Annotated in this window: 18 protein-coding genes; 16 read left to right on the top strand and 2 right to left on the bottom strand. The window is 42.1% G+C overall.

Annotated elements, in window-relative coordinates:
- The first annotated feature begins 112 nt into the window (after positions 1–112).
- A complete protein-coding gene (locus HM131_RS21180; RefSeq protein WP_269749094.1) occupies positions 113–241 on the top strand; it encodes a hypothetical protein in 129 nt (42 codons plus the stop codon).
- An 88-nt stretch (positions 242–329) separates the two neighbouring features.
- Here HM131_RS21180 and HM131_RS13130 read toward each other — a convergent pair whose 3' ends face one another.
- Positions 330–1,550: a DUF819 family protein gene (locus HM131_RS13130; protein ID WP_085030193.1), complete on the bottom strand. Its 1,221-nt coding sequence runs from the start codon at positions 1,548–1,550 to the stop codon at positions 330–332.
- 209 nt (positions 1,551–1,759) lie between these two features.
- On the opposite strand from HM131_RS13130, the gene HM131_RS13125 reads away from it, so the two are divergent.
- The 6 genes from HM131_RS13125 to HM131_RS13100 all read left to right on the top strand — a co-directional run bounded on the left by HM131_RS13125 (position 1,760) and on the right by HM131_RS13100 (position 8,540).
- A complete protein-coding gene (locus HM131_RS13125; protein WP_085030192.1) occupies positions 1,760–2,764 on the top strand; it encodes a LacI family DNA-binding transcriptional regulator in 1,005 nt (334 codons plus the stop codon).
- Between the two features lie 54 nt (positions 2,765–2,818).
- Positions 2,819–4,549, top strand: a complete 1,731-nt coding sequence (locus HM131_RS13120; protein WP_085030191.1) for a glycoside hydrolase family 13 protein — start codon at positions 2,819–2,821, stop codon at positions 4,547–4,549.
- Positions 4,550–4,573: 24 nt separating this feature from the next.
- Positions 4,574–5,809, top strand: coding sequence for an ABC transporter substrate-binding protein (locus HM131_RS13115; protein WP_232324783.1), 1,236 nt, complete (start codon positions 4,574–4,576; stop codon positions 5,807–5,809).
- 14 nt (positions 5,810–5,823) lie between these two features.
- Positions 5,824–6,687 (top strand): carbohydrate ABC transporter permease, encoded by an 864-nt coding sequence (locus HM131_RS13110; RefSeq protein WP_085030189.1) that lies wholly within the window; start codon positions 5,824–5,826, stop codon positions 6,685–6,687.
- The gene (locus tag HM131_RS13105) at positions 6,687–7,508 is read left to right on the top strand and encodes a carbohydrate ABC transporter permease (RefSeq protein WP_085030188.1); all 822 of its coding nucleotides are present in this window, start codon (positions 6,687–6,689) and stop codon (positions 7,506–7,508) included. The genes HM131_RS13110 and HM131_RS13105 overlap by 1 nt, the downstream gene beginning before the upstream one ends.
- A gap of 213 nt (positions 7,509–7,721) precedes the next feature.
- Complete coding sequence (locus HM131_RS13100; protein ID WP_085030187.1) at positions 7,722–8,540, top strand: immunoglobulin-like domain-containing protein; 819 nt, start codon at positions 7,722–7,724, stop codon at positions 8,538–8,540.
- Between the two features lie 149 nt (positions 8,541–8,689).
- Here HM131_RS13100 and HM131_RS13095 read toward each other — a convergent pair whose 3' ends face one another.
- On the bottom strand, positions 8,690–9,037 hold the full coding sequence (locus HM131_RS13095) for a YflT domain-containing protein (protein WP_085030186.1): 348 nt from the start codon (positions 9,035–9,037) through the stop codon (positions 8,690–8,692).
- 111 nt (positions 9,038–9,148) lie between these two features.
- On the opposite strand from HM131_RS13095, the gene HM131_RS13090 reads away from it, so the two are divergent.
- The 9 genes from HM131_RS13090 to HM131_RS13050 all read left to right on the top strand — a co-directional run bounded on the left by HM131_RS13090 (position 9,149) and on the right by HM131_RS13050 (position 19,912).
- Entirely contained in the window at positions 9,149–10,045 is an 897-nt protein-coding gene (locus HM131_RS13090; RefSeq protein ID WP_232324782.1) for a DUF1028 domain-containing protein, read from the top strand.
- A gap of 129 nt (positions 10,046–10,174) precedes the next feature.
- Complete coding sequence (locus tag HM131_RS13085) at positions 10,175–10,765, top strand: DUF2087 domain-containing protein (protein ID WP_085030184.1); 591 nt, start codon at positions 10,175–10,177, stop codon at positions 10,763–10,765.
- 513 nt (positions 10,766–11,278) lie between these two features.
- Positions 11,279–11,767, top strand: a complete 489-nt coding sequence (locus HM131_RS13080; RefSeq protein ID WP_085030183.1) for an MFS transporter — start codon at positions 11,279–11,281, stop codon at positions 11,765–11,767.
- Positions 11,721–12,473, top strand: coding sequence for an MFS transporter (locus tag HM131_RS13075; RefSeq protein ID WP_198162625.1), 753 nt, complete (start codon positions 11,721–11,723; stop codon positions 12,471–12,473). The genes HM131_RS13080 and HM131_RS13075 overlap by 47 nt, the downstream gene beginning before the upstream one ends.
- A gap of 300 nt (positions 12,474–12,773) precedes the next feature.
- Complete coding sequence (locus HM131_RS13070) at positions 12,774–14,456, top strand: serine hydrolase domain-containing protein (protein ID WP_085030181.1); 1,683 nt, start codon at positions 12,774–12,776, stop codon at positions 14,454–14,456.
- A 73-nt stretch (positions 14,457–14,529) separates the two neighbouring features.
- Positions 14,530–16,578, top strand: coding sequence for a glycoside hydrolase family 3 protein (locus tag HM131_RS13065; RefSeq protein WP_085031990.1), 2,049 nt, complete (start codon positions 14,530–14,532; stop codon positions 16,576–16,578).
- A gap of 63 nt (positions 16,579–16,641) precedes the next feature.
- On the top strand, positions 16,642–17,922 hold the full coding sequence (locus HM131_RS13060) for an exo-beta-N-acetylmuramidase NamZ family protein (RefSeq protein ID WP_085030180.1): 1,281 nt from the start codon (positions 16,642–16,644) through the stop codon (positions 17,920–17,922).
- A gap of 132 nt (positions 17,923–18,054) precedes the next feature.
- A complete protein-coding gene (locus tag HM131_RS13055) occupies positions 18,055–18,909 on the top strand; it encodes a MurR/RpiR family transcriptional regulator (protein ID WP_085030179.1) in 855 nt (284 codons plus the stop codon).
- Positions 18,902–19,912: a serine hydrolase domain-containing protein gene (locus HM131_RS13050; protein ID WP_085030178.1), complete on the top strand. Its 1,011-nt coding sequence runs from the start codon at positions 18,902–18,904 to the stop codon at positions 19,910–19,912. Before HM131_RS13055 ends, HM131_RS13050 begins: the two co-directional genes overlap by 8 nt.
- The last annotated feature ends 5 nt before the right edge of the window (positions 19,913–19,917 follow it).

The following is a 19,917-nucleotide window of genomic DNA, read 5'->3' as shown; positions in this document are numbered from 1 at the left end:
TAAACAATTCCACCTAGTAAATAATTTAAACAATTTTGCGGAAAACGTAAGATTCAAGTTTGAATTGTTGAGAAAGATACGATAAAGATGAGGAAGGAGTGATCATGAAGATATGAACTTGATTGTAGGAATATTATTGATCGCTGCACCTACGATGTTTCTTTACTACTGGGGGAAATCAGGCTACGACTGGGGTACGTTTGAAGAAGACAGGAAAAAGGAAGAAGAGGATGAAAGTTAACTAATTTAAAACGGTGATATGAAAATAAGAGAGCCCGGTCCCTTAAGTCTGAATAAGGTTCCGGGCTTTTGTTGCAATTATTAAAAGACTAAAATCGACTAAACCATACGCCGATTCCTGTTCCAATATAATTTCCGACAATATAGCCTAATGTGCCGACCAAAAGGATAGGAACAACTAGTCTCGTCCAGCCTTTAGCAATCGCCATTGCTGCTGCCGTTGTAGGTCCGCCTACATTGGCATTAGAGGCGACAATAACTTCCTCTAAACTGAATTTAAATACTTTTCCTAAAACAAAGGAAACAATCATATTACTGGAGACAATGATAAACACAAAAACTAGTAGTAAGGGTGCGTTTTGAAAAATCAACACAACCGAAGCGGGCACTCCAATCACCACAAAGAAAATATAAATCAAATAGGTACCGATCTCTTGAGACCCGCGGACACTTTCAAAGTACTTTGGGAAAAAAGTTACAGCTAGCATGGTAAGAGTGGTTAGCATCAAGTAGTTATCCCCGAATATCCCATTTAAGGCATTAAAGAAAAAGTTCACTTCGTCCCCGGAAGGGATAACACCGTCCAGCCATCCTGCCAATTGAAAGGAAACGGCAACAAGCACAAATGCCGTCCCGACAGCGAGACCAATATCCTGTAAGGACATTTCTTTTCTTCCCCAATAGGAAGCGGCTTCTGTACCAGCTTCATCATTACTTGAACTCTTTCTTTCATCTATGTAAGGAGTCTTAAAATTTTTTGTGAAGAAATTGATCGCAGGTAAAGCCATGAGTACAAAGAAATACAAAGCCATCATTAAGTTGTCAGCGACAACCGTTGAAGACACAAGTTCACCAGGAGCTTCAAATTTTGTAGATAATGCGGCAAAATTTACACCGCCTCCAATGTAAGAGCCTGTCATCATAGCCCCAACCTTATCTAGTCCTGGGATGTAGTCTTTTAGAAGTGAAAAAGCGATAATAGACCCAGCAACAGTACCCGCAGCACTGATGAAGAAAATAAATAGAAGCCGACCGCTTTCGTTCCAGATTTTTTTAATATTCGCCTTAAATAATAGAAGCGGAATGGCTAATGGGACCACATAGTTCCATACTGTGTCATAAGCAGGTGACTGCAGAGGAATGACTTGTAGGTTGGCAAGTATCATAGCCCCGACTAAGGCGATAATTGCACCGGATACTTTTGATGCCCATTTGTAATGTTGTTCTAAATAAATACTTACGGCTGCCCATCCAGCTAGGAAAGCCCATAATAACCAAATGTCATCAGGCTTAATCAAAGAGTTTTCCATAGTAACCTCCTGTTTATTGAATGTTTTGACATATTATAACAGATGATATTGCCTTTTAGTTAAAGAATTATACAAGAATTCTATCGCTTGCTTTGTGATATAAGTAGGAAAATATCAGAATGTTCTTGACGTAAAATCAAGGAAAACGTATAGTAAGACATATAATTTTAGTAAACGCTTACGTAAATGTAGAAAGTAAGGTGCTGGCCATGAATCCAACCATTCAAGATGTAGCAAAAGCAGCGAATGTCTCCATTGCAACGGTTTCCAGGGTTCTTAATAATCAGCCTGGTTTCTCAGAAAAGACACGCATTAAGGTTTTGGAGGCAATTGAGGAGCTTGGATATCAACCCAATGCTATCGCAAGAGGGCTTGTCAATCGTAATACGGGAACGATCGGCGTTTTATTTCCGAGCGTTTCTGGAATGTTGTCAGCAGAAGTTCTCCACGGTATTGAAGCGCGTGCGCATGAGCAAGGATACAGCGTCATTGTTTGTAATACAGCTGCTGATCCAGAGAAGACGCTTCGATACATTCAATTACTCAGTGAAAAACGTGTAGACGGGCTTGTGTTTGTAAGTGAAGAGGTAACAGAAGATTACTACAAAGCCTTTCAGCGGATGGGTGTTCCTGTAGCATTAGTGTTGACCCAGTCTTATAAATATCCGCTTCCCTATGTAAAAGTGGATGACTCTCATGCTGCGTATACAGCAACTCGATATTTGATCGATTCCGGCCATAAACATATTGGCATGATCTCAGGCAACCCTACCGAACTTATGGCGGGAATGGGAAGAATTGAAGGGTTTAAACGCGCACTGTTGGAAGCAGGACTCCCTTATTCAGATTCGCTCGTGGAAACATCAACGTCATTCACGTATGAAAATGGCGTGGAAAACTTTCCAAAGCTCATGGAACGTCATCCTGAAATTACAGCTGTTTTTGCTGCAAGTGATGAGATCGCAATAGGAGCAATTGCCGCCGCTTATAAGATGGATATTCAGATCCCAGAGGACGTGTCCATTATTGGATATGATAATTTAAAGCATGCGGAAATGTCCATCCCGCCGTTAACAACGGTTGCCCAGCCATTTCAACGAATGGGAGAAAAAGCCATTGAAATGGTTCTTGCGATGAAGCAAGAGAAAAATACTGAGTCATCGATTCTCTCCCATGAGCTAGTGGAAAGAGACTCAGTAAAAAAAATAAACTAATTTTTTTAGGTAATTACGTAAACGCTTACGTTAATTTTAAAGGGGGAATAGCGAATGACGAAACAATGGTGGAAAGAAAGTGTGGTTTATCAAATTTACCCAAGGAGTTTTAACGACAGTAATGGTGATGGGATCGGAGATATTCCAGGAATTATTGAAAAACTGGACTATTTAGCTGAGCTTGGCATTGATGTCATTTGGCTGTCTCCAGTATATGATTCACCAAATGACGATAATGGCTATGACATCCGAGATTACCAAGCCATTATGGATGAGTTTGGTACGATGGAAGACTTCGATCAATTACTAAATGAAGCTCATCAGCGCAACCTTAAAATTGTGATGGACTTAGTCGTTAATCATACGTCAGATGAGCATGCATGGTTTGTGGAGTCAAAATCATCAAAAGATAATCCAAAAAGAGATTATTACATTTGGAAAGAAGGTAAAAACGGTCAGCCTCCAACTAACTGGGAATCTGCTTTCAGTGGTTCAACCTGGCAATATGATGAAGCAACAGAGGAGTACTTTTTACATATCTTCTCAAAAAAACAGCCTGATCTTAACTGGGAGAATCAAAATGTCCGTAAAGATGTATATGACATGATGAAATGGTGGCTCGATAAGGGAATTGACGGTTTCCGAATGGATGTCATCAATTTCATATCCAAGGATCCTGAGTATCCAGACGGAGTCGTTCATGAAGGGAAAAAGTACGGAGATGGCAGCCCTTATTTTATGAACGGTCCGCGAGTTCACGACTACTTACATGAGATGAACAGAGAAGTATTATCTAACTATGACGTCATGACCGTTGGTGAAATGCCTGGGGTCACACCCGAAGAAGGTAAACTTTACACAGCAGAACGACGTAAGGAACTTCAAATGGTCTTTCATTTTGAACACATGGATGTCGATGGCGGAGAACTGGGGAAATGGTCGCTGAATGGATGGAAGTTGGCAGATTTAAAACGAATTCTCTCCAAATGGCAGTATGAACTGGAAGAGGAAGGCTGGAACAGCTTGTATTGGAACAACCATGATCAGCCCCGAGTCGTCTCCCGGTTCGGTAACGATAAGGCATACAGGAAGAAATCAGCAAAGATGCTTGGGACATGTCTTCACATGATGAAAGGAACGCCTTACATTTATCAAGGTGAAGAACTTGGAATGACGAATGTGGCCTTTGAAACGATTGATCGATATGAAGACCTTGAGTCTCTAAACATGTATGAAGAGCGGGTGAACGACTTTGGAGATTCCATCGAAGAAGTGATGGAACGCATCCATCATAAAGGAAGGGACAACGCAAGAACGCCGATGCAATGGTCGGCAGAAGAAAATGGCGGATTTACGACAGGCACACCTTGGCTTGGAGTAAACCCTAACTACAAATCGATCAATGCTGAAGAAGCTTTAGCGGATCCAGATTCTGTTTTCCATTACTATCAAAAGTTAATTCAGCTTCGTAAATCGAAAGAAACAGTGGTATACGGAAGGTTTGATCTGCTTCTGGAGGATAGTGAAGAAGTTTTTGCATACACACGAACGTACGGAAATGAAGTCTTGCTCGTTCTTTGTAATTTTACGGGTGATGAACAGGAAGTGCACCTTGGTGATATTCATCAAGAGGGCGGGGAAGTCATACTGACGAACCGCGAAGGAACAATTAAAGATCCATCAAGCCTTGCTAGAATGACACTTGAGCCATATGAAGCAACTGTTTTTTCATTAAGAAAGAATGGAGGGCAGGAATCTAGTACCCCAGTTTTACCGTTTACGTAAACGCTTACTCAAAAGGAGTGGAAGATGATGAACCGAGCCGTTCAACTATTGACAGGTTGTTTGTTCATAAGTTTACTGCTTGCTGGATGTGGTGAGGAGAATGCCTCTTCAGACGGAAAAGTAAAGCTTGAGCTGTTTTCAAATAAAGCGGAAAGCATCGAGACGTACAACAAACTCATCAATGAGTTTGAAGAAGAGCACTCGAACATTGATGTAGAACTTTACGCACCACCATCTGCAGAAACGGTCCTCCGGACAAGACTAGTAAAGGAAGACATGCCTGATATCCTATCGATTGCAGGAAGTTCGCTTTATGGAGAACTGGCTGATGCCGGTATGTTGAGGGATTATTCCGGGACGGAGATGCTTGAAGAAATTCAGCCGAGTTACGTTGATATGATCAATGACCTGGTACCAGGAAACCACGATGGAACTTACGGTCTCCCTTATGCGACAAATGCTAATGCCGTCATTTATAACAAACAGTTGATGAATGACCTTGGCCTAGAGGTTCCCAAAACATGGGATGAATTTATCGCTGCGTTAGAGATAGCTGAAGAAGAAGGAGTCACACCGATCTACTTCACGCTGAAGGATGCGTGGACAGGGATGATTCCTTGGAATGCTGTAGCTGGGGTATTGCAGCCGGATAACTTCGCCAGGAAGAAAAACAACGGGGAAGCAAGTTTTACGGAAGACTATCCGGAAGTGACAGATAAAATGCTGACGCTTTTGGAATATGGTCTGAATGATAATTTTCAATATGGCTATAACGATGGCAATAATGCTTTCGCGAACGGAGAGTCGCTCTTTTATTTCCAGGGAAACTGGGCAATTCCTGAGTTGAAAAAAGTAAATCCGGAGATAGAACTTGGCACGTTTGCTATGCCTGTCACAAACGATCCGGCGAAGAATGAGCTCGTTTCAGGAGTAGATGTAATGCTTACGGCCTTGAAGGATTCAGAACATCCAAAAGAAGCGCGTCAATTCATTGAATTTATGATGAAAGAAGAAAATGCAAAACAGTACATTGAAGAACAGTATGCCTTCTCTGCTTTGAAAGGTGTAAAGCAAGAAGACGAGATGCTTAGTGGTTTGCAAGAAAAAATCGCAAACGACGAGATTACAAGCTTCCCAGATCACTACTATCCGAGTGGTATGCAGGCACCGAACCTTATTCAAGCCTTCTTGATCGAGAAGAATTCAGATGCCTTTTTGAAAAAAATGGACCGTGAATGGGAGAAAGTCCAAAAACGTTAAAGGGAGGAAGCGACATGAAAAATCGTCAGCGTGCTTTTCTGCTGATGGCGATGCCAGCCGTCATTATATTCTTTATTTTTCACACTTATCCTGTGCTGCAGGGAATATTTTATAGTTTTACCAACTGGCGCGGGTACGGTGAGTGGGATTTTGTAGGATTCAGCAATTACTTGAACGTCTTCCAGGATGGCCGTGCGTTAAGTTCCTACTGGTTTACATTTAAGTTTGCGGTCGTATCTACGATTCTAGTAAACATATTCAGTTTGGCTGTGGCACTCGGGTTAAATGCGAAAATCAAGTTCAGAAAAACACTGAGAGCCATCTATTTTCTGCCGAATATCTTAAGTATTCTCATTGTCGGATTTATCTTCAATTTCATCTTTACTCACTTCCTTCCCGAAATTATGGGTGCGCTTGGAATTGATGCTCTTGCCAAGAATATTCTCGGCGATCCAGATACGGCATGGCTTGGAATTGTCATTATGACGGTATGGCAGGCGACAGCTTTCAATACCATTCTTTATTTAGCAGGCCTTCAAACGATCCAGGATGATGTGTATGAGGCAGCAGAAATGGACGGAGCAAACGCTTGGAAGAAGTTTTTGAAGATCACCTTCCCTTTGATTGCACCATTTTTCACGATCAACATGGTTTTGGCCATGAAAAACTTCCTTATGGCTTTTGACCAAATTGTAGCACTCACGAATGGTGGTCCTGGGCAAGCAACGGAATCTATTTCTCTTTTAATCTATAAGGGAGGATTTGAGGGCGGGGAGTTCGCCTATCAATCTGCTAATGCCGTCATTTACTTTATCATCATTGTCGTCATTTCAATCTTTCAAATTCGCGTACTACAGAAGAGGGAGGTGGAGATGTAATGGAAAAAGGAAAGAAGAACTGGCTCGTTACAGCTCTTTTAATTGGAGGTACTGTGCTCGTCTTACTTCCGCTGTACTTGACGATTACGATCGCACTAAAAACACCTGAAGAAATGTCAGGATCCTTACTTTCTCTACCTGATGAGTGGCGATTCCAGAACTTCGTCGATGCTGTTCAAGTTACGGATTTCTTTGGGGCTCTGTTAAACAGTACGCTTGTCACTGTGTTTGTTGTTCTGTTTACATTGCTTTCAAATTCGCTTGTTGCTTATGCGATTGCGCGAAATATGCACAAACGATTTTACAAATTCCTATTCTACTATTTTGTTAGTGCGATGTTTGTACCGTTTCCTATTATCATGCTTCCAATCGTTAAGCAGACAGCGATCTGGAACATCGACAACCCGATAGGACTGGTTCTTCTATATGTCGTTTATGGTCTTGCTTTTAACGTATTTATTTACGTCGGCTACATCAAATCCATTCCTAAGGAACTGGAGGAGGCAGCTATTATGGACGGTGCGAGTACGTGGAAGGTGTTTTGGAAAGTCATTTTCCCTTTATTGACGCCTATGAACGCAACAGTAGGAATTCTAACATGCTTGTGGGCGTGGAATGATTTCATGCTTCCGCTTGTTATTCTGAGCGATCCTGACTTTGCGACGCTTCCGCTCGTTCAATATATTTTTCAAACCGAATTCAGCACGAACTACAACCTGGCCTTTGCTTCCTACTTGATGGCTCTTGCTCCTATGATTCTTGTGTACGTCATTGCTCAGAAGTGGATTATCAGTGGTGTGATGAAAGGTTCTATCAAATAAATGTATCAAAAAGACGTCTTCTAAAGGGAGGCGTCTTTTTTTTGAGGATCTATATTAGCATGTGACTTTATAAATGGGTATTCGCTGATCTATTCCTATCCTCGCTAATAAACACTAAAGGGTTTTTATTCTATTTACAGGACTATAGCATTGTTTATTTTTTCCTCCTTTGAAATAATAGAGGAAACGGATGTGTGAAATGAGGGGCTGAACATGAAAAGAATTTCTTTATTGTTTATCTTACTAATGGTCACCGCTGGCTGCAGTTCCTTCACAAAAAGTGATGCTCAATCCAATGAAATTCCTAGTCAAATCGGCAGCCCTAACTCTGAGATGAGCATACCTGACCAGCAAGATTGGACCACAGAAAAGATTAATGAAAAAACGGGTTATGGACCTTATACGAAGAAGTTCTTTAAAGGGATCTATTTAACGACTACATTACACATGGTGAAGCCTGGAGAGAGTGTAGGTACAAACGAGTCATTTCCTAAGCAGAAGGTTCGTGTACAGCTTATTAAACGTAATCGAGACTTAGAGAAAATTGAAATGATTAAAGAGAAAATTTATACTAATGGGGAAAAGCTGTCGGTTCAACTTCCTGAGGAAACAGGTATGTTTTACACGTACAGCCAAGAGGCACTTGGTGAGAACAATGAAGTGTTAGATACAGATGTAGCCCTATTCTATGTACCTCCAGAAGAATTTAACGCACGAATGTACACAGAAAATGAAGTAGTTGAGCCTGATAGTACGATCAATGTAAAAATAGAGAATTGGGGTCCTACCCAATTGAGCTTTGGTGTACTGTATCGGATAGAAAAATATCAAGAAGGCTCTTGGGAAAATGCGTCTGGGAATAGAGCCTTTGAAGACATTGGTTACTGGGTTGACCCCGGAAAAACCTTTACTCAGGATATAGACTTAGAAAGGTACGACTTAAATAAAGGAAAATATAGAGTGGTGAAAGAATTAGAGGCGGCTAACACTGATATTACTAAACCATTGGCCGTAGAATTCGAGATTGAATAACCCTTTTATCAACGAAAATATATTTCTTATCAGCAAAGGCTGATATTTTTCAACGAAAGCTGATATATATCAGCGAAGAAACAGGATATATCAGCGAATCATCGCATTCTCAAAAAAGACCGCTCATTTAGAGCGGTCTTTCCTAATTTTTATAGAATCTCTTGTGCTTTTTGTGTATCGGTAACGATCAATAGAACTTTTCCTTCATCCATGTCCTCTTCATACTCTTCTGCTTCTTGTTGAGAAAAACCGATTTCTTTTAGCTTCGTTCTCAGCTCATCCCCTTGTTTACTGAAGATATTAGAAATGACATTTTTGAAGTCTTGCTCAGATAATCCGATGGTGTTCGCGTTCACGTTGTTCGCGATTCGATCTGTACGATCATCATCGTGAGACAAAATATAAATGTCCTTATTATCAATTCCTTGATTTTTGAGAGATGTGACGTCTTGCATCAGCTTCTCATCATTTGTGTATTCACGTAGTATTGGTTTCATCTCTATCCTCTCCTTTTATTGTAAGGTACATTTGATTAAATACCCGATTTTTTTGCCAAAAAACATCCAGATGCTCCTAAAGATAAGAAGGATTTTGCTGGAAAAAGTCGAATGGAACTACTATTGGAGGGGATGGAATTGAATAACAATCAGCCGATTATTGCAACATTTTCTATAGTGGGATGTGACCCGGCAACAGGAGAGGTTGGGGTCGCTGTCCAATCGAAATTTTTAGGCGTAGGCTCTGTCGTCCCTTGGGCAAAAGCGGGGGTAGGAGCTGTTGCAACACAAGCGTTCGCCAACCCGGCGTATGGCCCTGAAGGCTTGCGACTGCTCGAAGAGGGGAGCTGTCCAGATGAAGTGATTCAAACCCTAACATCGAATGACGAAGACTTTTTGCATAGACAAGTTGGTGTCATTGATGCTAAAGGGAATGCAGCGACATTCACAGGAGAAGAATGTTATGACTGGGCTGGCGACGTAACAGGAAAAAACTATGCTGCCCAGGGAAACATCCTCGTTAATAGAGAAACAGTCACTCACATGGGTGATGCTTTCGAAAATACCGAAGGACCATTAGCCGATCGATTAATTGCTGGGTTAAAAGCGGCTCAAAATGCGGGTGGCGACAGTCGAGGAAAGCAATCGGCAGCCATTTATGTCGTTAAAAAAAATGGGGGATATGGTGGTTTAAGCGATGTGTTTGTTGACTTACGTGTAGACGATCACCCTGAACCGATTGAAGAATTAGACAGAATTTATCAGCTGCAACAGCTCTACTTTGGTGAAACAGAGCCATATGACATCGAGAAAATCGAAGGGAAGCTTGAGGAGGACCTTCGAGATTGGCTGGTCCGATTAGAGTATCTAACGTCTCAGGAAGTATCAGATGACGAGTTTCATCAAGGGCTTACAGCTTATCTTCACACGGAGAATTTCGAGGCCAGGGAGCAGGAAAGAGGATATATAGACATGAAAGTTTATGAATTTATGAAAACGCATGTTTAACGTTAATTGAGGAATTTTTCTAGCACAGCTGAGAGGAGCTGTGCTTTTCTTATGAATCAAATTGACAGTTCTATAAGATTCGATTAATATCTAATTAGATGATTATAAAAATAGAAAGAAGGGCCGATAATGCAATTAGATAAAATGGTTGCTTTTCACAAAGCGGTTGGGGATCCTACAAGACTAAGAATTATAGCTTTATTAAGACATGGACCCTTGCACGGACAGGCGATTGCAGGGAAACTCGGCTTGAGACCTCCGACGATTACTCATCATCTGAAAAAGTTGAGGGATACAGGTATGGTCTATTCCCGCCGCGATAGAAACACGATTTACTTTCATTTGGATGAGCGTAAGCTCGAATTTATGACCACAGCAATTCTAAGGATTGGAGATGAAGAAGCCATGAATAAAAATGAGCTTCAAGTGACAGATAAAGAACAGACTAAAGTGTTGAACAGCTTTATCTCAAAAGATGGGAAACTGAAGTCGATACCGAGTCAACAAAAGAAGAAAATTGTTATTCTATCTTATTTTGTCCAGGGCTTTGACCAAGGTAAGACGTATGAAGAAAAAGAAGTTAACGAATATATTAAAACGTTCTTCGATGATTTTGCCACAATCCGCAGAGAGTGGATCATGCACTCGTTCATGTACAGAGAAAACAATATTTACGAACTGAATCCGCAAGAACTGTGGCCAGTCGTCGTAAGAAGGTAACACCTATCTGCAAGCTCTTAAAAACACTCGATTTCGAGATGTTTGTGAAGTTTGAAAGCGTTGGGAAGGACTCGCTTACCCTGGGCTTACGGTGAGCTTCCTCAGGCGCCTTGCCTCATCCTGGACTATGATCTCAAAAGAGTCTCCCCCCTTCCCCAATGTCCGTTACCTTATGAAGTTCTCGAAACCTTGCTCGTTTGAAATTGCTATTTATTACAAGGAAACCAGTAGGATTGCTGGATTTCCACCAGGACCAAGGTGTGCCAAACTTCATTCCAGAAAAGGTCGTTTTGAAAGCAAACCGGAATGTACCACCCAATATTAAGCTTAGAATCAATCAATTTAGCTGCAGTTTCAATCGTTTTCCATTCCCCATACTTCACGTAAATAACTCGAATTCAATCCTACAAGAGTAGGAGGCTTAATTTGAGTAGAGATTGTAAGTCAAATACAACTCAGCAAATTTTTTTGAAAAACTAATTAGATGCATATCTAATTATAGGGGAGGTAATCATGAGTGTATTAAAGCATCACCCATATCGTTATTTATTTTACTCCGGAATTGTCAATGGGATCGGAGACCGGTTCAGCCAAGTCGCTGTACTAACACTCGTACTCCACATCACAGGTTCAGGACTAGCGGTTGGAGCTGTACTCGGAATTCGGATTCTTCCGTTTCTACTGCTTTCTCCCTTGGGTGGAAAACTCGCAGATCGACTCAACAAAAAGTATTTGCTGATAGCCACGGATCTCTTACGTATTCCCTTTGCCTTAAGTTTTTTATTTGTTCAGTCGAAAGAGGATTTATGGATTGTATTTGCAGGAGTTATCGCCCTGTCATGTGGGGAAGCCTTTTATTTGCCAGTTAGAAAAAGTACGATTGCAGCAATGGCAGAAGAGTCCATTTTGATGAAAGTGAATGGGATGGAGCAGCTGATTCTAGGAATCGTGCTTATTGGAGGTTCCATTACCGGGGGGGGGCGTCGCTTTTCTATTTGGTAATGAATTCGCCTTTGTGCTTAATGCGTGTTCCTTTTTAGCTGCTGCGATCCTTGTTAGAAATCTGTCTGTTAAGAAACGCTCGCAAACTTGTGGTGAAAGTAATGAAGCTACGAGCAGCTTTTTAAAGGGGATTGGTACTTTTGTTATAGTGGCAGTCATTCTTCAACTCGTCACAGCGACTATGGATGGGGTGTTTAATGTTCTCATTAGTATATACGGGGCTGAAACATTCAAGTTGGATGAACTTGGAGTCGGTTTGCTGTATGGATCATTAGGAACTGGCCTTATTTTAAGTTTTCTTGTAACAGGACGACTAAAAAAGAACTTCCTCTTCATTGGAATAGCTGCATTAATTGTTGAAAGCAGTCTTCAGATGGCTGCAAGTCAAGCTGCTAACTTTCTCATCTTATCTCTTTTATTTATCAGTATTTCTTTCATCGGAGGGGTCGGAGGGGCGAGTGTGGATACCCTGATCATGCAGCAAATCCCGAATGGGAAACAAGGCCGAGTCTTCGGCGTAATTGAAGCAATTATGAATATCCAAATCGGATTAGTTATGTTTGGGACGGGGGTTGTCTTAGAGAACATGCCAGCCCATAAAACAGGATGGATAGGAGGTTCCATCGGTTTGTGTGGAGCGTTAATTTTCTTACTTCTATATTGTGTGATTCAATTAATTTACCGAAAAAATAAGAGTGTTGGTTAGGCAGATAGAGAAATGAGATTCAGCAAAGGCACTGCGGAATCTCATTTCTCTGCGTTGCATTTAACTGAAATTCTGAAATAAAACTACATAAATAAACATAACTAAATGTCATAATATTTCAAAATCATTCAAATGACTTAGGTGGATAGTCTTGGAAACAGAAGACTTTTTTTCCAACTGTGACAAAAGTGGTATAGACGACTATAAAGGCTCGGTTTATGCTTGAAACAGAAGTTCAATATAGTGGCAAAGAAAGGAGGCTTTAGTTGCGACACCTGATAAGAAAAAAGGAGGACGCATATGAGTCGAAAAACGGTGTCTGTTGCGTTAGTGACTGTACTCGGAACCACATTGCTTGTACCAGGAACCAGTTTAGCAAGTGAAGGACCTACGATTGAAAAAGAAGGAAAGCAAAATTTAAACCAGTCTAGTGACAAAGGGCACCCTGTCTTTACATGGGACCAGCCGGGGCCAACCTCTCCAGTCCTTCATCAGGGCTCTATTAGAGGTGCCGGCATGCGAGAAGCCCCCCTCAACGAAATCGATAACGTCTTAAAATCAGCTATTCAGGAACAGGTGATGCCAGGAGCCGTCGCTTTCGTAGCCAGAAGAGGACATATCGTAAAAGAGGAAGCTTATGGATATGCCGTCCAATACAAAGATGATGAGTTCACAAAAGTGGATGATCCTATTCCAATGAGCGAAGATACGATTTTTGATCTTGCTTCCATTAGTAAATTGTTTACCACTACCGCAGCAATGAAATTATACGAACAGGGAAAATTTGAACTGGATGATCCGGTTGCCAAATACATTCCAGAATTCGCTGCAAACGGAAAAGAAAGCGTTACCATTGAACAATTAATGACACATACCTCTGGTTTTAAACCATGGATTCCTCTTTACACCATAGAAGGTACCCGCGAAGATCGGCTACAATACGTATTTCAATATCCTCTCCAAGATGAACCTGGTTCTGAGTATACATACAGCGATCTCAACATGATTACACTTGGAGCTTTAATCGAGCGTCTGTCCGGAATGGGCCTTGATGAATTTGTCAAAAAAGAGATTACAGAACCACTCGGAATGGACGATACGATGTATAATCCACCAGCCCGTTTAAAGGACCGTATCGCAGCAACAGAATATCAGCCATGGACAAACCGTGGACTAGTCTGGGGTGAAGTTCATGATGAAAGCGCCTGGTCCCTTGGTGGAGTAGCCGGTCACGCCGGTGTATTCTCTACAGCGTCAGATTTAGCCAAGTTCGCTCACATGTTTTTAATGGATGGTAAATATGGAGGGACACGCATCCTTGAACAAGAGACAATTCAACTTTTAACTGAAAATCGGATTCCTCAGTTCCCTGGTGACGATCATGGGCTTGGGTGGGAGCTTCAGCAAGGTTGGTTTATGGATGCTCTATCAGAGAGCACAACCCTTGGTCATACAGGTTATACAGGGACATCAATCGTAGTGAGTCCGACTAACCAAACCATTGCGATTCTTCTGACAAACCGTGTTCATCCTAGTAGAAACACGGTTTCAACGTCTCCAACTAGAAGAGAGTTTGCCAGAAAAGTGGCCGATGCGATTCCTGTAGAGATGGATAAAAAAGGAGAAGCGTGGTTTGCAGGATACGGATCAAATGAAACAAATCAACTTATAGCCGAACTAAACCTTGAAGAGAAATCCACGCTTTCTTTTGAGACATGGTACAAGATTGAAGACGGCTATGACACAGGAACCGTTGAATATTCGAATGACGGGGAAGAGTGGACAGAAGCTGTAATGGTCACGGGAAGCAGCGAGGAATGGGAAGTGATGCAAGTTGAACTTCCTGCTGAAGCGAAGTTTGTCCGGTTCACCTATCAGACGGATGGTTCTGTCAACAATCGAGGATGGTATGTGGATGATGTTAAATTAAATGGCTCTAGTCTTACCTTTACAAGTAACGATTGGGTTGAACGTTCTTATTAGGAAGTAATTATAAGGAGGGGTAAAGTTGGGAGTAACAAGTAAAAAGTTTACGATCGCACTTCTAGTGATTGTCATGAGTTTTTCTCAGGCGCTTTTGACACCGAAAGGCGCTAGTGCTGACGAAAGTGAAGTCTCAGACTTGGTACTCATGCAAAATGTGCCAGAAGCTGATACACAAATTGAAGGAAATCAAGTATCGCTGAACGCTTTGCACATTTATGATGATGGGCATTTTATGAAGACGGAGGACGACCTGACTTGGAAATCGTCAAACAAAAATGTGGCTACTGTAGATGATGAAGGGAATGTAACGATTTTGGAGCATAGAGGACGCACGTTTATTAGTGTTTCAGATGGTGTGCATTCGGACAGAATTGCTCTGGATTACAAAGTAAATAAATCTTCTGTGAAAAAAGCCGAACCGTCACTTGGTAAGCAGAAAGGAGCTCGTTACGACATTATCCAAAAGGCCATCGAAGGTATGACACTGGAAGAAAAAGTCGGTCAGATGCTTATGCCGGATTTCCGTAAGTGGGATGGCGAGAATGTGACAGAAATGCTTCCTGAAATTGAAGAACAAATCCAGAAGTACCATTTAGGCGGAGTCATTCTCTTTAGAGAGAATGTTGTTACAACAGAGCAGACAGCAAAATTGGTTTCAGCCTATAAAGAAGCTTCAGAGAAATTTGGATTGTTGATGACGATTGATCAGGAAGGCGGAATAGTCACACGTCTTCAATCCGGAACCGACATGCCAGGAAACATGGCGCTTGGAGCGACCCGGTCTGAAGAAATCAGCTATGATGTCGGCCATGCCATTGGAGAGGAACTTTCTTCTCTTGGAATTAATATGAACCTGGCTCCAGTTTTGGATGTTAACAATAACCCAGACAATCCTGTCATCGGTGTGCGTTCATTTGGTGAAGACCCACAGCTAGTGGCAGATCTTGGTGTGGCTTATACGAAAGGTCTCCAAGAAACAGGAGTAGCTGCCACGGCTAAGCACTTCCCTGGCCATGGGGATACAGCCGTAGATTCACACCTTGGCCTCCCAGAAGTCCCATACGATAAAGAACGTTTGAAAGAGGTTGAACTGTATCCATTCCAGGAAGCTATGGAAGCTGGAATCGATGCGGTGATGACCGCTCATGTCACCTTCCCGAAAATTGATGATACGAAAGTGATTTCTAAAAAAGACGGAACGAAAATTTCTCTTCCAGCCACCCTCTCCCATAAGGTATTGACAGGACTGATGCGAGAAGAGATGGGCCATGAAGGTGTGATTATTACAGATGCGATGAATATGAACGCGATTGCTGAACATTTTGGAGCCGTTGACGCAGCCGTTCGTGCCGTAAAAGCGGGAACTGATATCGTATTGATGCCAGTCGGCCTTGAAGAAGTGGCCGGGGGACTTCTTGACGCAGTGGAATCTGGGGAGATTTCAGAGAAACGAATTGAAGCTTCTGTAGACCGTATCTTAACTCTGAAAGTAAACCGAGGCATCATTAAGTCTGAGAATCTAGAAGAAATCGAAGATAAAATCCAAGGTGCTGTTGAAACCGTAGGATCAGATGAACATAAAGCCATAGAAAAAGAAGCAGCGGAAAAATCTATTACCTTAGTGAAAAATGATCAAGTTCTGCCTTTAGAAGCGGAAAGCGATGAGCATGTAGTTGTCATCGGAAATAGTTTTGTTGATTCCCTTGGAGAGGCTGTTAAAGAACAGCATGCGAATACGACGGTGGTAGATGTGGGTTCAGACTATGACTTTACTGAAGAACAGGAAACACTCGTCGAATCAGCTGATAAAATCATCGTTGGCACTTACACATACAGTGTGGGGACAAGATCTCCAGAACACCCTCAAATGAAAATGGTGAATCACCTAATGACTCAAAATGCACCAGTGATCGGTGTAGGAATCCGAAATCCATATGATATCATGGCTTACCCTGAAGTGGATGCTTATCTTGCTCAATATGGTTTCAGAACCGCTAGTTTTGAGGCAACGGCTGCTGCTATATTTGGAGAAAATGAACCTGCAGGAAAACTGCCAGTAACGATTCCAGGGGAAGAAAATGGGATCCTATACCCATTCGGTCACGGGTTAACGTACTAGTTCAATAAAAGGCAGGGATCAATTCTCTGCCTGCTTGTATAAAATTAGAGGAGGAATGTTGTCTTGAAAAAATGGTCGATTATCTTCTTGGCGTTGCTGCTCGTGTTGTCATCTCTATCTGTTGTGCTCGCCGACAATAACGGGAAAGGAAAGGGTCATGGGTATGGGAATGACAAGCAAAAGCATAAGAACTTTGAGCTTGGGGTAGAGGTTTTACTGGAAGATGAGAAGGAGCTGATTGAAGATAAGAATGTCGGACTGATCACCAACCCTACTGGTGTGGATCAGGAGCTTAACAGCATCGTGGATATTCTTCATAACGACCCTGATGTTAATTTAACCGCACTTTATGGACCGGAACACGGTGTTCGCGGCAGTGCTCAGGCAGGAGAGTATGTAGAGTATTACATCGATGAAGCTACAGGACTGCCTGTGTACAGTCTATACGGATCAACAAGAAAACCAACCCCTGAAATGCTAGAGGGTATTGATGTTCTTTTGTTTGACATCCAGGATGTAGGGACAAGATTCTACACCTACATTTACACGATGGCATATGCAATGGAAGCCGCGCAGGAAAAAAATATTGAATTTATCGTACTCGACCGTCCGAATCCACTGAGCGGTGAAGCAGTTGAAGGTCCAGTACTTAACGATGAATACTCTTCATTTGTAGGAAAGTATGAAATCCCTCTTCGTCATGGCATGACTGTGGGTGAGCTTGCCAAGTTGTTCAACAAGGAATTCGGTATTGGAGCTGACTTGACTGTGGTAGAAATGGATCATTGGAAGCGGGATATGTATTATGATGAGACACCATTAGAGTGGGTACTTCCATCTCCTAATATGCCGACGCTGGATACTGCACTTGTCTACCCTGGGGCGGCATTAATTGAAGGAACGAATGTATCGGAAGGACGGGGAACAACAAAACCGTTTGAGCTGATTGGCGCGCCCTACATTGATTCAACTGAGCTTGCTTCCGCTCTTAATGAATTGGAACTTCCAGGCGTTGATTTCAGAGCAGCATCGTTCACACCATCTTTTTCTAAGCATGCTGGTGAATTATCTCATGGGGTACAGATCCATGTGACAGATAAAGAAGCTTTTCAGCCAGTCACTACAGGCGTAAGCCTAGTAAAAACCATTCATGACCTGTATCCTGAAGATTTTGAGTTCCGTGCTGAAAATAGTGAAGGTGTGTCATTCTTTGATCTATTAGTTGGAAACGGATGGATCCGTGAAGCAATTGAAGAAGGAAGCAGTGTGGAAGAAATGAAAGCCAAATGGCAGGAAGACTTAATTGAATTTAAAGAAGTGAGAGAGAACTACCTCCTATACTAAAAACAGACCACCCGCAAGCGAATGCGGGTGGTATTTTTAAGAATGTAATAAAACTTCAGAATATTCACTTGATTATTAAATAAAACTTGGTAAACTAGAATAAACTGAAGCAAATGAGAAAGGAGGCAGCTCATGAACGGGGGATTGATCAGTATTCAAGAGGCAGTTACCTCACTGAAGCCGTCCGAACGTAAAGCAGCCGAATACATAATTAATTTTCCAGAAGAAGTAATCAACTTGTCCATCCAGAAGCTTTCGCAGCGGGCAGAAGTGAGTGAAGCGACAATTATCCGTTTAGCCCGCACCCTCAATTACAAAGGCTTTCAGGAGTTGAAGCTAAGGATTGCCGGGGATTTGGCATCACAATCTTCGTCTTTCAATCAGTCCTACCAGGAGATTTCAATTGATGGGTCTGTAGACTCTTTCATATCCAATGTTTCAAACAACAATATCCAGTCTATTCATGACACCATTTCAGTTCTATCTAAAGAAGAAGTAGAGAAAGCGATCAGTGCCCTCCAGGAGGCAAGGAAAATTGCCCTCTACGGAATCGGTGCCTCGGGGTTAATCGCCCAGGATTTTAAACAAAAGCTATCAAGGATCAATCGCTGGTGTGAAGCCGCTGTCGACTATGATACGCAAGGGACGATCAGTGCAAACCTCGGAGAGTCAGATGTCGTTTTTGGCATTTCTTATTCAGGTCAAACCATAGATATCATTCAATCTTTGAAGGTAGCTAAGGATAACGGAGCTAAAGTCATAACCTTAACGAAATACGGATCAAATCCAGTTTCAGAACTCGCTGATATCAAGCTATACACAAGCTCATTAGAAAAGAGCATTCGAAGCGGTGCGATGAGTTCGCGAATCTCCCAGCTCAACGTGATAGATATTTTGTATGTTGGCATGACGAGTAGAAATTATGAAGAAAGCGTGGCAGCCCTTGAGAGAACCCGCAAAGCTGTTGATGTGAAAAAACATGTTTGACCAATATTTAGCTGAATCAGTTGATCGTAAAGAGATTCCAGGTGCAGTTCTCCATATCCAGCATAAAGGCAGGACGGTTTTTCACAAAGCATACGGGGGATTTACCGATCGTAAGCAAAGAGAACAGCTGATTACAACGAACACCATCTTTGACTTGGCCTCGCTTACAAAAGTAGTGGCTACACTTCCATCCATCCTATGGCTGCTGGATCACAGCCGTCTGGAATTGGATCACTCCATTCAAACCTACATCCCAGAGTTCAGCCATCCCGAAGTCCGAATTAAACACGCGCTTACCCATACAACAGGCCTTCCCGCTGATCTTCAAATGGTCAAACGAGAGGAAAGTAGAGATATTTTATATGAAATCACCCAACTGGATTTGCTTCATTCTCCAGGAAAACAGGTCCTCTACAGTGACCTGGGAATGATTCTGCTAGGGAAAATCATAGAAAGGATCAGCGGCCTAACACTAGACCAATTTACAAAAACGTATCTTTTTAATCCTTTACAGATGACGAATACCTCTTTTAACCCACAAGAACCCGATCTGACAGCTTCTACAGAATGGTATAAAAATCATTACATACAAGGAGAAGTACATGATGAAAAGGCTCATCTTCTTAAAGGAAGAAGCGGAAGCGCAGGGGTGTTTGGAACAGCTTCGGATGTCGCTAAATTAGGTATTTACTTTCTCTATCCTACTGCACAACAAGTTATCCGAGCTGAGAGAATGCAGCAGGCAACCACACACGTGATTCAAAATCGAGGGCTGGGGTTTGAAGTGTGGAGCGGTCAAGGCAAGGAGCTTTCATGTGGAAGGAGGTGGTCAGAGGGAAGTTTTGGCCACACAGGATTTACAGGAACCAGTCTTTGGGTGGACCCAAAGGAAGAGCTTGTCGTCGCTTTATTAACGAATATCGTGCATTACGGAAGGAAGCACCAAATGAGTCGTATTCGGCCTCATCTGCATTCACTGATTCATTCATCTTTAATTAATTAAGGGGG

Source organism: Halobacillus mangrovi (genome assembly GCF_002097535.1).
In the GTDB taxonomy this organism is placed as follows: domain Bacteria; phylum Bacillota; class Bacilli; order Bacillales; family Halobacillaceae; genus Halobacillus; species Halobacillus mangrovi_A.
Note: the sequence above shows the minus strand (reverse complement) of the source record. Positions and strands in the feature narration are given on the sequence as shown.

Excerpts from the sequence above, each read along its gene's own strand:
- HM131_RS13095 (WP_085030186.1), bottom strand. The coding sequence starts at position 9,037 with ATGAAACCAATACTACGTGAATACACAAATGATGAGAAGCTGATGCAA.
- HM131_RS21180 (WP_269749094.1), top strand. The coding sequence starts at position 113 with ATGAACTTGATTGTAGGAATATTATTGATCGCTGCACCTACGATGTTT.
- HM131_RS13050 (WP_085030178.1), top strand. The coding sequence starts at position 18,902 with ATGTTTGACCAATATTTAGCTGAATCAGTTGATCGTAAAGAGATTCCA.
- HM131_RS13080 (WP_085030183.1), top strand. The coding sequence starts at position 11,279 with ATGAGTGTATTAAAGCATCACCCATATCGTTATTTATTTTACTCCGGA.
- HM131_RS13085 (WP_085030184.1), top strand. The coding sequence starts at position 10,175 with ATGCAATTAGATAAAATGGTTGCTTTTCACAAAGCGGTTGGGGATCCT.
- HM131_RS13065 (WP_085031990.1), top strand. The coding sequence starts at position 14,530 with ATGAGTTTTTCTCAGGCGCTTTTGACACCGAAAGGCGCTAGTGCTGAC.
- HM131_RS13070 (WP_085030181.1), top strand. The coding sequence starts at position 12,774 with ATGAGTCGAAAAACGGTGTCTGTTGCGTTAGTGACTGTACTCGGAACC.
- HM131_RS13120 (WP_085030191.1), top strand. The coding sequence starts at position 2,819 with ATGACGAAACAATGGTGGAAAGAAAGTGTGGTTTATCAAATTTACCCA.
- HM131_RS13090 (WP_232324782.1), top strand. The coding sequence starts at position 9,149 with ATGGAACTACTATTGGAGGGGATGGAATTGAATAACAATCAGCCGATT.
- HM131_RS13100 (WP_085030187.1), top strand. The coding sequence starts at position 7,722 with ATGAAAAGAATTTCTTTATTGTTTATCTTACTAATGGTCACCGCTGGC.
- HM131_RS13105 (WP_085030188.1), top strand. The coding sequence starts at position 6,687 with ATGGAAAAAGGAAAGAAGAACTGGCTCGTTACAGCTCTTTTAATTGGA.
- HM131_RS13115 (WP_232324783.1), top strand. The coding sequence starts at position 4,574 with ATGATGAACCGAGCCGTTCAACTATTGACAGGTTGTTTGTTCATAAGT.
- HM131_RS13055 (WP_085030179.1), top strand. The coding sequence starts at position 18,055 with ATGAACGGGGGATTGATCAGTATTCAAGAGGCAGTTACCTCACTGAAG.
- HM131_RS13110 (WP_085030189.1), top strand. The coding sequence starts at position 5,824 with ATGAAAAATCGTCAGCGTGCTTTTCTGCTGATGGCGATGCCAGCCGTC.
- HM131_RS13125 (WP_085030192.1), top strand. The coding sequence starts at position 1,760 with ATGAATCCAACCATTCAAGATGTAGCAAAAGCAGCGAATGTCTCCATT.
- HM131_RS13130 (WP_085030193.1), bottom strand. The coding sequence starts at position 1,550 with ATGGAAAACTCTTTGATTAAGCCTGATGACATTTGGTTATTATGGGCT.